This is a genomic window from Ruminiclostridium cellobioparum subsp. termitidis CT1112, from assembly GCF_000350485.1.
Classification (GTDB): Bacteria; Bacillota; Clostridia; order Acetivibrionales; family DSM-1351; genus Ruminiclostridium; species Ruminiclostridium termitidis.
On the sequence record NZ_AORV01000058.1, the window covers coordinates 49,517 to 61,941 of the forward strand.

Below are 12,425 nucleotides of genomic sequence, written 5' to 3' on the forward strand. Positions count from 1 at the left end.
TTTAAAATCCTGTCATATTTTTTCCTTGAGAATTGTTTTCTCATATTGATGGGGTGTCATACCTGTAAACTCCTTGAATACTGTAAAAAAATATGTATAATTATTGAAACCTGCCTTTGGAGCAAGATCCTTGAAATTTATCCCCTCAGCCAGCATTTGTTTTGCCTGTTCTATCCTTATGCTGTTCAGATAGTAGGTAAAACCCTCATTACATTCCTCCTTGAAGAGCTTGCTCAGGTATTGGGGCGTGACATTCACCTTTTCAGCCACACTGGAAAGTGAAATATCGCTGTGATAGTTATTTATTATATAATCAATGGATTTCTTTATTATCGGGGAATATCCGCTGTTTAATTTATTCTGTTCCAGGACATCCAAAAGTGTTGTATAGAGAAATTTAAAATAATTCAGGAGCTCTTCCAGATTTTCAAATTTTTTAAAGTCGTCATACGGACTGCTTGTACTGGTGAAAACTTTGCCGGAGGATATGTTAAACTCTTTTATTACACGGCTGAGCAGGTTTATAAGATCTATGCAGGTCATTTTAACAGTATCAAACGGGCATTTATTCTCCTTCATGCTTCTGAAAATATCCTCAAGAGTTTTTATTACTCCGTCTTTCTTGGAGCTCCTTATACCACCCAGCAGATTTTTTTCCTCGGCTGCAGACAGACCGGTATTCCTCCTGGGAGTTTCATTGCATGCCAGCTCCCTTTTCTGTACAATATAATTACTTCCTTTAAAATACCCGTCATCCAGTACTTTTCTGGCTTCCCTGTAATATTCGTCAATTTTTGCAGCCACGGGACATATTCCGCTGAGTCCAAAGCTCAGTGTAACATTGAGGAATCTTTTCACAGTTCCTTCTATTGTGCCGATATTGGTAATAGCTCTGGAATAGATTGCCGCCTCACTTAAGATATCTCCGAAGGACATAAGAAAAATATACTTTCCCTCATCCATGCCCACATATACGGTCTTGCCGATATCTTCGCAGATGCCGGTCAGAATATTATCCACCGTCTGTATGAAAACAGCCCTCTCCTGGGTGTTGAATTTTTCTTTTATACTGTAAAAATCATCAATACGGGATGCGGCAATAATAAGATTTTTATCGTCCAGATCTATTTCATATTCCTTGATTATGGCTGTAAAATTATCCTTCAGATATCCGTTTAAGGAGTTCATGATAACATTCTTTTGAACCAGAGCCTTTCCTGAAGTGGCCATTTCTCTGATCCTGTCATTTTTCTGCCTCTCCATACTTTCAGTCCTGATGCTGTTCTTTATTGACTCCAGCATTGAAAGCAGGGATTCGGCATCCATCCTGTATTTTATCAGATAATCCACGGCCCCCTCTTTAAGACTTTGACGGACAAATTCAAAATCGTCAAAAGCACTGAAGGCTATGATTTTTGCTGACGGCACTATTCTTTTTACCTGATTGATAAATTCAACACCGTTCATACCGGCCATATTCATATCGGTAAAAATAATATCAGGCTGCAGTTCCTCTGCCTTTTTAAGCGCATCGGCACCGTTATCGGCCTCTCCGCAGATTACATAACCTTCCTTTTCCCAATTGATCAAATGCCTCAGATTTATACGTGCTATTGTCTCATCATCAAGAATAAATACTTTAATCATATTGACCTCTTTAAAGAAATTAAATTATAATAGGAATTCTGATTTCCACAGAAGTAAAAACATCCTTTTGACTCTTTATATGCAAGCCATATTTTTCACCATATGCAAGCCTGATCCTTTCATTTACGTTTCTCAGGCCTATACTGCTGAACCTTTCCCTGGAACCGTTCTCCTCCCCTTTAAGCAGCAAGTCCATCTCGTTCTGTGTCATCCCTACACCGTTGTCTTCAACTATAATGGAAATATCACCGTCGTCGGCATAGCCCTTTATTGTTATAAAGCCCTGCCCCTGTTTGGGACCGAGTCCATGGATCATGGAATTTTCCACTATGGGCTGGAGAATGAACTTAAGGATTTTGTATTTTAATATTTCGGCATCGAAGTCGATATTGACACCGATTTTTTTTATATACTTGTATTCCTGGATGTTAATATAGCTTTTTATGTTTTCTATTTCCTCTTCAATGGTTATAATATCAGGGCCTCTTCCCATACTGGAATTCAGCAGCTTTATCATTGATGTGACCACCGATTCTATATTATCCGCCTTTTGCATTTTTGCCATCCAGGCCACATTGTTAAGTGTATTTGCAATGAAGTGGGGGTTGATTTGAGCCTGGAGAGCCTTGAATTCCGCAAGTGTTCTCTGCTGCTCCTTTGCCTTTATGTTTTCAATCTGCTGGTTAAGCTCATCAATCATGAGATTATAGCTGGCTGTGACCTCGGCCACCTCATCCCTGGAATCGTCCAGGAGCTTCCCCGACTTGAGGCTGCCTTTTTTCAAATCTCTCATGGATCTGATAAGTTCCCACAGAGGAAAGGTTATGCTCCGGTATACAACCATGAATATGAGTATTGATATGAGAATACATATTAATACCACCTGTATAACTATATGTTTTATATCATTTGACAGGCTGTTCATATATTCATTTGGAATCAGTGCAACCACGGTCCAGCCTGATTCCGGCACTACAGAAAATGCGGCCAGATATCCGCCCTCCACATTCTTAATGGTTCCCGATGTGGACCCGGTCTTATAAATTTTATCAATACTCCTGCTGGTGGAATCTGTAAACCGGCTTCCAACTTCATTTTTATCTCCGCTTAATACAACCATGTATTTGGAATCCAGCAGATATACCTTGCTTCCCGTTCCCAGATTGGCATTATTGTATAGATTATATAAATAATTGCTGTCAACCCGGAGAAACAGAGAACCGATGGTATCGTTAAATGTACCCAGATCCTTTATTCCCCTTGAAAGTACTATAAGACCCTTGTACTCCTTTTTGGCCACGTCATCTGTAAACCAGACGTACCTTCCGTCGGCGTCTTTTGTATTCTTCTTGATTTCATCGGCACCGGCGATATTATTGATAAAGGAGCTGGAATCCGACATGGATATTACGCCTCCGCCATTTGACATGAGCACTGGTTCCTGAATATCAAGCGTTACCTTCAGAGCTTCCTTCATAATCCTGACCAGCTTTTTGCTGGATAAATACTTGTTGGCATCATCCATCCCATCATAATTTTTCAGTATGCTCTGAGCATCTTCCGATACTGCTATAATATCCCCGTATTGTTTCCAGCTGGAGAGCTTGGCATTTATGGTCAGGCTCATCTGCCTGACTATCTGCAGAGAGGACAGGCTTGTCTTGTTCACAATATCCGCATCAGCCTTTTTATATGCGGTAACGCCTATCAGGCCGATTGGAGCTATGGACATTATAAATACCAGAAGGATCAACCTTAATTTTAAGCTCAGTGCTCTAGTTGCCTTGATTATTGTTTTATCTGCAACAGCTACTGCTCCTCGCAAAAATTTCAGCATAAATCATGTCTCCGCCAAAAAGTAAATTTGGTTTTATTATACATACCTATTTTATAATATTAATTACTGCAAAATCAAACATTGTCCGAAAACACCAAATCACCTCCCCCAAACCATCTTTTCTGACCCGCGGGGAGGTGAAATGTTTTTGCTGTCAGGACTTTAATCCTGTAAGTACTATTCCTTCAATAAAATACTTCTGGCCGAACAGATATAAAATTACCGCAGGAACCGAAGCCAGGCAGGAAGCCGCCATCAGCGATTTCCAATTGGTTCCGAAACCGCCTTTAAAGGTTGCCAGCCCCTGTGAAATGGTTTGCTTATCCTGGTCGTTCACGTATATGACAGGACCCAGCAAATCATTCCAGTAGAGTATAAAGGTAAACAATCCCACCGATATGAGCACCGGCTTCAGCAGCGGCAGCAATATCCCGAATATTATCTGAAGATGCCCGGCTCCATCTATGGTTGCCGCCTCATCAAGCTCCTTTGGTATGGTCATCATAAACTGCCTTATCAAAAATATATTGAAGGCGCCTCCGCCCAGAAAGGCGGGTACGATCAGCGGCACATAAGAGTTGGTAAAACCCAGCTTGCTCCACATTATAAATATGGGAATAATGGTTATGGCTCCCGGCATGAGCATACTGCCTATGACAAGTGAAAACCAGAAACTTTTGAATTTGAAATCCAGCCGTGCGAAAGCATAGGCCGCAAAGCATGAAGTGACTATTACCCCCACTATGGCGGGTATTACAATGGACAGCGTATTTTTCAGATAAAGTAAAAACTTAAAGGTTTTCATGGCCTCGGGATAATTTGAAAACAGCCATTTTTTAGGGAACAGCGCAGGCGGATATGTGTTTATCTCCAGATTTGTCATGAAAGAAGTCCTTATCATCCAGAAAATGGGGAAGAGCACCAGCATGGCTCCCAATATAACCAGAACGGTTATAAAAATATTAATCCTGTCTTCCTTGTTTTTTTTGTATTTGATCCCCTTTGCAGCTGCTTCGATTTTAAGTTCCATATTAGCCACTTTTCATCACTTCCCTTCATAGAATAGCCATTTATCCGAGGTTTTGAATATAAAGCCGGTAAGTGCCGCAATGAACACAAAGAATACCAAAGAAATGGCACAGGCATAACCAAAATTATTTTTCATAAAACCTTCACGGTATATAAGATAGACCAGGAAGAGGGAGGAATCGTTGGGCCCTCCTTTTGTCAGTGCCTGGGCAGGTACGAATACCTGAAGATTATTTATCATGCTCATAAGGAAATTAAAAAATATAATGGGTGTCATCATGGGAACCGTTACGTGCCTGAATTTATGCCAGGTGTTGCCTCCGTCGATCTCAACCGCCTCAAGGTACGCCCTGGGTACGTTTTGTATTCCGGCAAGGAATATGACGATGAGATTTCCCGTTGACCATACAGCTATGAGAATAAGGGATGGAACCACTGTTTTTTCACCCTGTAAAAATAAAGACTTATCAAAGCCCAATGAGTTTATAACAAAGTTAAAGGCCCCGAAATTACAGTCGTAGAGCCATGACCAGACTACATTTGTAGCAACTACGGGAATTATATAGGGTATGAAGTAGATGGAACGTATAATTCCTCTGGCCGGAATTCTCTGATTCAACATTATGGATATAAAGAAAGCATATATTATACTTGTTATTACAGCACCAAAAGCAAAGTAAACTGTGACCAGTGCCGATTTATAAAAGAAGAAATCTTCGGTAAATATATTTACATAATTATCAAAACGGACAAAAGTCGGTTCTGCGAGCCCACTCCAATTAGTAAAGCTTATCCCTATAACACCTATTATCGGTATGATTGTTAAAAACAGAAGTCCGAGTATTGCCGGCGAAAGACACAAATATGCTACAATATTGTCTTTATGTGATTTTGTTATCCGCATAAGCTTTTCACAATCCTTCCTGAAATTATGAGTTCCCTGACCAATTCAGGCTAATGCCCCGGATTTCCTAAACGAAGGGCATTAGCCCAATATGGTCATGCATATTAAAAGTTTCACATGTATTTAAATTGTGTCAGTTTTGCGATATGCTCTGCTATTTGTTTGCACTGAATATTTTCTCAACCTTTGGCATGATGTCATTTTTGATGGCATCCTCCGCTGTCTTGGTACCGGCCCAAACAGGGTCCATACCGGGAGTCAGGACTTCTTCTATTTCCGAATAACCGGGGAGATAGTACCAGGGGACCTGCTTTGCATTATTCATTGCATAGTCGATAACTGCTGTTTTGTACTGGTCAAACGGAGGATGGACTTCGTTATCAGCCCACTTCTTCATAAGGGTCTCATCCTTGTACCACTTCTGTGATACCGGCATCCAGACACCGCTCTGGATCAGGGAGATATTGTTATCTTCCTGGGTATACCATTTTAAGAATTTCTTCGCGTTATCTATGTTCTTTCCGGTATTGAATATTACATTAGGTCCTCCCGTATTAAGGGTAACAGGTGTCTTGAATTTGGGCAGGACGCCTACGCCGTATTTCAAACCGTCTTTAAGAGAATTCTTTAAGGATACGCCAATTTCCCATTGTCCGCCTGTTGCCATTGCAACCTTGCCTGAAAGCAGGGTGACGTCAAGGGTCGGGAAGGTTGCCGATGTAGTCGGTGTAGGTGCGACAAACTCCTTCAGACTCAAATCGGCAATTTTCTGAGCAGCTTCTATTGTCTCAGGTTTCCCCAGCAGCAGCTCACTGCCGTCTTCGGTGCACACACCTCCGCCATTTGAGATTGCAAATACCGGCCACATCCAGGCCAGAGTGTTGACCTGCGCACCGTATGTAGTTATGTTTTTGGGATCAAAGCCCGCATCGCCGGGACCTTTGCCATTCTTGTCCTTCGTCAGCTTTTTGGCGGCCGAGACAAATTCGTCCCAGGTCCAGGCCTTGTCGGCTGATGCCGGCGGATATGGTATACCGGCCTTGTCCAGGAGATCCTTGTTGTAGTACAGCAGCAAAACTTCATTTGCACAGCTGTATGCAACCGGCTTTCCTTTATATGTAAATGCAAGTGAATCCAATGGCTTTTCGTCTGTGCCATACATATCACTCACGTCTGCCAGTTTTCCGTTAACAGCCCATTTTATACACTGTGACTCGGACATCATTGCCGAATCGGGAAGGGTATTGGAAGATGCCATTGTATTTAACTTGGTAATGTAATCATTATATGCGACGGATATCAGCTTTGCGGTTATATTGTCCTTGTTTTCCGCATTGAACTTGTCTATTACTTTCTGAGTTTCAGCCGGTTCGGTTTCATTGTTGTACCAGGCCATATAGGTTACTTCCACTTTTTCTGCGGGAGCTTTTGAAGTCTCTGATACAGAGGATTCTGCACCGGCTGACCCGCCTGACGGGGATGAACTGCCGGAAGAGGATGAATTGCCGCATCCGGCGAATACGGATGCTGTTAATGCCAAGCTTAAAGCCAAAGCTGCAAACCTGAATTTCTTTGACATAATTTGATTTCCTCCTATATTATCTTTTTGATTTTCCAGGAGCGGAACGTCTTCCCACCTGATACGTCCAACCAAAATCTATTTGATCAAATAGAAAGTGTAAAGATTTATTAGCTTCTTTTCCACACTTATATGTTATCACGCAATTCATATTTAAAAATTTTAATATTTTAATCAGTTACTTAAAATTTTAGCTCTGAATGGTAGAAAAAATAAAGACATTTGAAATACATGTGAAAAATATTGTAACAGTGCTTCCGTACCAACTTCAATAAATGGATTGCTCACAAAGTACAGGCCTGAAATTTGTAGGGCTCATCACAAGTGTTTTCGCTGTCGCAGAACACTCAACATCCTGTTTCGGGGTGCTGCTCAAATCGGCTTCCTGCCGATTTGCCAGCTAAAACACTTGTGTTTCACCTACAATTTCAGGCGTGTACTTTTAATGGAGCTTCCCATTTATTGAAGTTGGTACGGAAGCACTGTTATTCAATATTAATTCATGTATTACATCTGTCTTTATTTTTCTAAACCAAATTCTCTTATAAATACATCACTGACCACTATACACTCAACTTACAGCGCAATCTTATCCAGTATGTCATTTATTTTTGCTATTGCAATACCGTAATTGCATATCGGCACGTTTTGCTCCTGCGCCATTGCTATGCGCGTCAGGACATATTTTCTGTTGAACATGCAGCAGCCGCACTGTATGACAAGGGAATACTTTGACAGGTCCCTGGGGAAATCGGTGCCGCTGACAATATCTACAGTAAGTCCCTCTCCGGCTTTTTTCCTCAGCAGCCTGGGCAGTTGGATACGCCCTATATCCTCACTTAACGGCGCATGGGTACAGGCTTCGGCAATCAGAACCGCTGAAGCCTCTGTGAGCCCATCTATGGCTTTTGCTCCTTCAACATAGCTCGAAACATCTCCCTTATACTCTGCAAAGAGTACCGAGAAGGAAGTGAGCAAGCTCTCGGCAGGCTTAAGAGGGTACACTTTTCCGAATACCTGCGAATCGGTTATTATCAGCTTTGGAGGCTGAGCCAGAGTTTTCAGTGCCTGCTCCAGTTTGTCGGTAGTTACGCTCATCACAAGACATTTTATATCCAACAGGTCACGGATGGTCTGAACCTGGGGCAGAATGAGCCTGCCTTTTGGGGCCTGGATGTCCTGGGGCATGACCAGCAGCACCAGATCTCCTTCCCTGACAAGGTGTGATGTAATGCTCTTGGCCTCAAAATCTTCAGGCACTGCCCTTACCAGCTCTTCTCTCACTCTGTCCAGACCTGTCTTTTCCTTTGCGCTTATAATTATCGGGGAAAATCCGAGAGCTTCCTTGGCGGCATCGGCAATTTCGGCTGAATTGACAATGACATCGGCTTTGTTGATAACCGGTATTATGGGAATCTTTCTTTTCCTTAACTCGGCAACCCATTCCTTTTCATAGGAAAATTCGGTGCCGCAGAAAAATACTATTGCAACATCGGTCTTATCAACCGCTTTCCTTGTTTTCCCGATCCGCATTTCTCCCAGAGTTCCCTCATCGTCAAATCCGGCCGTATCAATAAACATGACCGGACCGACGGGGTGCAGCTCCATAGCCTTGTAAACCGGATCGGTAGTGGTTCCGGCTATTTCTGATACCAATGCAATATCCTGTCCGGTTATTGCATTTATTAATGAAGATTTACCGCTGTTTCTTCTTCCAAACAGGGCAATGTGGAGCCTGTTTGCTCCCGGCGTGCTGGTAAGACTCATATTAACCTCCATGAGCCGCATAGCGGCCACAAAATGTAATGAAAACTTATATCCTTTATCGCAATGTGGCGAATAAAGGAGGTTAATTGGCCATGTGCGCTTTCAAAGTATTGGTAAATACTTTGAATATTTCGCACGGCCATAAATTCACAGGTTAGTTTGGAATACGAGCATTGGCGAAGTCTTTCAAGCTAACCTCCTAAGCCATTGAGCCGCTAAGCGGCTACAAACTGTAATGAAATTTGTTCAAATACTTAAAATCTGAAATCTCTCTTGCCTTCTCTAAGCTCGCTTAAATGCTCCCTGACTATCCTTTTCACATCAGGATTCCTCAAAGTCTCAACCTCGTCGCTTATCATCCTCTCACCGTGGTTTTTGGTATCTTCGGAGGCGTAATCCTCAAGGTATTCCTTTAGAGTCATCAAGGCGTTAGGCTGACAGACATTTGCTATGGCACCGCTTTTTACAAGTCTCATAAACCTGTCTCCGGTCCTCCCCTCACGGTAGCAGGCAGTGCAGAAGCTTGGAAGATACCCCAGCTTTATGAGCCAGTTGACGATTTCATCCAGTGTCCTGGTGTCGTTGACTTCAAATTGGGCGGTATTTTCCTCTTCCTTTTCCACATAGCCTCCCACACTGGTGGATGAGCCTCCGCTGATTTGGGAAACACCCAGTTTGAGACATTCCGCACGGGTCTTTTCCGATTCCCTGGTAGACATGATAATTCCTGTGTATGGTACGGCAATACGGAGTATTGCTACGATTTTTTCAAATATCTCATCAGGAATGGCGTTGGAGTATTCATTGAGGTCCACGTCATCGGCAGGCCGTATTCTCGGAACACTTATGGTATGAGGACCAACGCCCCTTGCATCCTCAAGATGCCGGGCATGCATCAGCAAGCCGACAAAATCATACTTGTAAAGATTTAACCCGAACAATACGCCCAGCCCTACATCATCAATCCCTGCTTCCATGGCTCTGTCCATGGCCTCGGTATGATATGCGTAATTGTGCTTGGGCCCTTTTGGATGAAGGTACTCATAGGTCGGCTTGTGGTAGGTTTCCTGGAACAGGATATAAGTGCCTATTCCCGCCTCCTTAAGCTTTTTGTAGTTCTCGGCTGTCGTGGCGGCAATATTTACATTGACCCTCCTGATGGCTCCATTTTTATGCTTGATGCTGTAAATGGTTTTTATGCTCTCAAGAACATATTCGATAGGACAGTTTTCGGGATCTTCACCGGTTTCCAGAGCCAGGCGCTTATGTCCCATATCCTGGAGAGCTATAACTTCCTTTACTATATCCTCCTGGGATAACTGCTTTCGTGCAATATGCCTGTTGGAACCGTGGTAGGGACAGTAGCGGCACTCATTTATACAGTAATTTGAAAGATAAAGCGGTGCAAACATTACTATACGGTTTCCGTAGAATTTTTTCTTTATATGTTCTGCCAGAGAAAACACACTGTTTTTTACATCCTCCAGCTCACATTCAAGAAGCACCGCGGCATCTCTGTAACTAAGTCCTTTAAACTGTCCCGCCTTTTCCAGAATTTCCTCCAGCAAAACTCTGTTTTCCCTGTTCCGGCTTGCAAATTCAAGCGTTGCCAGAATTTCTTCATCATCAATAAATTCTGTTGCCATATTTGATTTACTGTTATACATACAAAGCTCCAATCCGCTGCATGCAGCGACAATTAATAATAAAATAAAGACTAAACCTTGGAATATACGGTTTTTATATTGACACCGGGAACCATTCCCAGTTTACCTGAAAGCGAGCTGATTACATCATTGGGTGCATCTACGACAATGCTTATTATACATACAGCCTTTTCCCGGTATGGAATCCCCATTCTGCCTATTATGTATTTACCGAAATCGTGCAGTATGCTGTTGAGCTTGTCGGTGGATGAAACATCATCTACAATAATACCTATTAATGCAATTCTGGTTTCCATAAACATGCCTCCTTTTTGTTCAAATACCAAAAATATGACAGTATTAACCTTTCGTACCGATTGACGCCATTAGCCTTTCGGACAACAAAAAAACCTGTGTCCGGAATGGCACAGGGCTGCTTTCAATTCCTGCTTCCAGGCATGCAACGTTGAGAATTTCACATAATCCTTAAATGAAATCACACACTGCAAAAAACGCCTCAAGAAGCTGTCTAATAGCACCGTCTTACCATTCGGGACTAACCCTCATGCAAATCAGAACGATTGATTGTAATTATTCTTCGCTCTCAGCCTGTTGGCTTTGAACTTGGAATAGGCGGAATGGCTTGTGTATAAGTCAGTCCGTTATATTGATAATATTTTAACATACTTCGGTATAAAATTCAAGAATTTAAACCTCATTAAATTTATTATACCTGATATCAATATCTATGAATTTATTATGAATTTTTTAAAGTAGTCTTGAAATTTTGTTGCAGCAAAACTAAAATTAAATAAAATGTATTAATAGCTGGTTTGAATGAGTATAATTACACCGGGTTCAATAATTTTTTTAAATACTTTAAATACTATACTTAAGTTTCGGAGGGCGGTTTATGAATTGGTTCAGAAGGTTTATGCTGGGTAGGTACGGAGTTGATCAGCTGTCGGTGGGACTGCTGTTTCTTTCTTTTTTACTCTCCATAATATTTTATATTTTTCCGGTCGGCATATTGAATTATTTAGTTTATGTTCCCTTCCTTGTGTTTCTGTTCAGAGCGCTTTCTAAAAATCATATTATGAGGAGAAAGGAAAACACTGCTTTTTTAAAGCTGTGGAATCCGGTCGCAGGCTGGTTTTACAAGAAACGCAGCAGAATAAGCGCCCATAAAACCCACAGCTACTTTAAATGCCCCGGTTGCAAGCAGGAAGTCCGGGTTCCCAAAGGAAAAGGCAAGATACGCATTACCTGCCCCAAGTGCAAGCTGGAATTTATTAAAAAGACTTAGAATAAAGGCACTGCCGGACTCCGGCAATGCCTTTTATTGTTTGCTCCAATTTTCCTCTATCGTATAAAATTAGTCCAAACACGCTTTTCTATCTGGGGCAGTGCTACATGCTCCCTGCTGTATTCAAGGGATTTCATCAGCCAGGCCATTTTCTGACCCAGTGTCTGCATGATTTGCACGCCTTCCCGGTCCTGCATTACCTCTTCGGCATTTGAACCGTGGATCACATTCCAGTAATGTGAAGGTGTTGTTATAACATTGGCAAGGTTAAAGTAGTTGTTCATCTGATGAAAGGTATCCACACCGCCGGAACGCCTTAATGAAACCAGGGCCGTTCCCACTTTGTACTGCAGATGTGCTCCCGAATAGAACAATCTGTCCAGGAAGGATTTCATCGTACCTGCAATGCCCGAATAATAAACGGGTGAACCTATGATTATCCCATCTATCTCTTTTGTTTTTTCGATAACCTCATTTACTATGTCATCATTGAAAATACACTTTTTGTCGGCAGACCTTGAACAGGAATTACAGGCTGTACAGCCTCTGATGATCTGATTTCCCACATGAAGTATCTCGACTTCAATGCCTTCCTTTTCAAGCTGTTCGGCCATCAGCCTTATAGCTGTATATGTACATCCGTTCTTATGCGGACTTCCGTTGATAGCCAATACTTTCATACTTAATTTCCCCTTCCTGAATTGAGTACA

10 protein-coding genes are annotated in these 12,425 nt (G+C 42.1%); 1 reads left to right on the forward strand and 9 read right to left on the reverse strand.

Going from position 1 to position 12,425, the window contains the following annotated elements; translation table 11 throughout:
• Nucleotides 1–12: 12 nt before the first annotated feature.
• The 8 genes from CTER_RS20230 to CTER_RS20265 all read right to left on the reverse strand — a co-directional run bounded on the left by CTER_RS20230 (nt 13) and on the right by CTER_RS20265 (nt 10,726).
• Nucleotides 13–1,647: a response regulator gene (locus tag CTER_RS20230; protein ID WP_004628810.1), complete on the reverse strand. Its 1,635-nt coding sequence runs from the start codon at nt 1,645–1,647 to the stop codon at nt 13–15.
• 19 nt (nt 1,648–1,666) lie between these two features.
• The gene (locus CTER_RS20235; protein WP_004628848.1) at nt 1,667–3,484 is read right to left on the reverse strand and encodes a sensor histidine kinase; all 1,818 of its coding nucleotides are present in this window, start codon (nt 3,482–3,484) and stop codon (nt 1,667–1,669) included.
• 154 nt (nt 3,485–3,638) lie between these two features.
• Nucleotides 3,639–4,514 carry a carbohydrate ABC transporter permease gene (locus CTER_RS20240; protein WP_004628734.1) on the reverse strand — a complete coding sequence of 292 codons (876 nt, stop codon included), beginning with the start codon at nt 4,512–4,514 and terminating at the stop codon, nt 3,639–3,641.
• 15 nt (nt 4,515–4,529) lie between these two features.
• Nucleotides 4,530–5,417 (reverse strand): carbohydrate ABC transporter permease, encoded by an 888-nt coding sequence (locus tag CTER_RS20245; protein ID WP_004628907.1) that lies wholly within the window; start codon nt 5,415–5,417, stop codon nt 4,530–4,532.
• Between the two features lie 154 nt (nt 5,418–5,571).
• A complete protein-coding gene (locus tag CTER_RS20250) occupies nt 5,572–6,996 on the reverse strand; it encodes an ABC transporter substrate-binding protein (RefSeq protein WP_004628875.1) in 1,425 nt (474 codons plus the stop codon).
• A 576-nt stretch (nt 6,997–7,572) separates the two neighbouring features.
• Nucleotides 7,573–8,763, reverse strand: a complete 1,191-nt coding sequence (gene hydF, locus CTER_RS20255) for a [FeFe] hydrogenase H-cluster maturation GTPase HydF (protein WP_004628782.1) — start codon at nt 8,761–8,763, stop codon at nt 7,573–7,575.
• Between the two features lie 254 nt (nt 8,764–9,017).
• Complete coding sequence (gene hydG / locus CTER_RS20260; RefSeq protein WP_004628773.1) at nt 9,018–10,430, reverse strand: [FeFe] hydrogenase H-cluster radical SAM maturase HydG; 1,413 nt, start codon at nt 10,428–10,430, stop codon at nt 9,018–9,020.
• Nucleotides 10,431–10,480: 50 nt separating this feature from the next.
• Nucleotides 10,481–10,726, reverse strand: coding sequence for a TM1266 family iron-only hydrogenase system putative regulator (locus tag CTER_RS20265; RefSeq protein WP_004628883.1), 246 nt, complete (start codon nt 10,724–10,726; stop codon nt 10,481–10,483).
• A 596-nt stretch (nt 10,727–11,322) separates the two neighbouring features.
• On the opposite strand from CTER_RS20265, the gene CTER_RS20270 reads away from it, so the two are divergent.
• Nucleotides 11,323–11,715 carry a hypothetical protein gene (locus CTER_RS20270; protein ID WP_004628793.1) on the forward strand — a complete coding sequence of 131 codons (393 nt, stop codon included), beginning with the start codon at nt 11,323–11,325 and terminating at the stop codon, nt 11,713–11,715.
• A gap of 56 nt (nt 11,716–11,771) precedes the next feature.
• On the opposite strand, the gene CTER_RS20275 is transcribed toward CTER_RS20270, so the two are convergent.
• On the reverse strand, nt 11,772–12,395 hold the full coding sequence (locus tag CTER_RS20275; RefSeq protein ID WP_004628748.1) for a flavodoxin family protein: 624 nt from the start codon (nt 12,393–12,395) through the stop codon (nt 11,772–11,774).
• Nucleotides 12,396–12,425: the final 30 nt, after the last annotated feature.

Coding starts and splice junctions, on each gene's coding strand:
- CTER_RS20250 (WP_004628875.1), bottom strand. CDS start 6,996: ATGTCAAAGAAATTCAGGTTTGCAGCTTTGGCTTTAAGCTTGGCATTA.
- CTER_RS20265 (WP_004628883.1), bottom strand. CDS start 10,726: ATGGAAACCAGAATTGCATTAATAGGTATTATTGTAGATGATGTTTCA.
- CTER_RS20240 (WP_004628734.1), bottom strand. CDS start 4,514: ATGGAACTTAAAATCGAAGCAGCTGCAAAGGGGATCAAATACAAAAAA.
- hydF (WP_004628782.1), bottom strand. CDS start 8,763: ATGAGTCTTACCAGCACGCCGGGAGCAAACAGGCTCCACATTGCCCTG.
- CTER_RS20230 (WP_004628810.1), bottom strand. CDS start 1,647: ATGATTAAAGTATTTATTCTTGATGATGAGACAATAGCACGTATAAAT.
- hydG (WP_004628773.1), bottom strand. CDS start 10,430: ATGTATAACAGTAAATCAAATATGGCAACAGAATTTATTGATGATGAA.
- CTER_RS20275 (WP_004628748.1), bottom strand. CDS start 12,395: ATGAAAGTATTGGCTATCAACGGAAGTCCGCATAAGAACGGATGTACA.
- CTER_RS20245 (WP_004628907.1), bottom strand. CDS start 5,417: ATGCGGATAACAAAATCACATAAAGACAATATTGTAGCATATTTGTGT.
- CTER_RS20270 (WP_004628793.1), top strand. CDS start 11,323: ATGAATTGGTTCAGAAGGTTTATGCTGGGTAGGTACGGAGTTGATCAG.
- CTER_RS20235 (WP_004628848.1), bottom strand. CDS start 3,484: ATGCTGAAATTTTTGCGAGGAGCAGTAGCTGTTGCAGATAAAACAATA.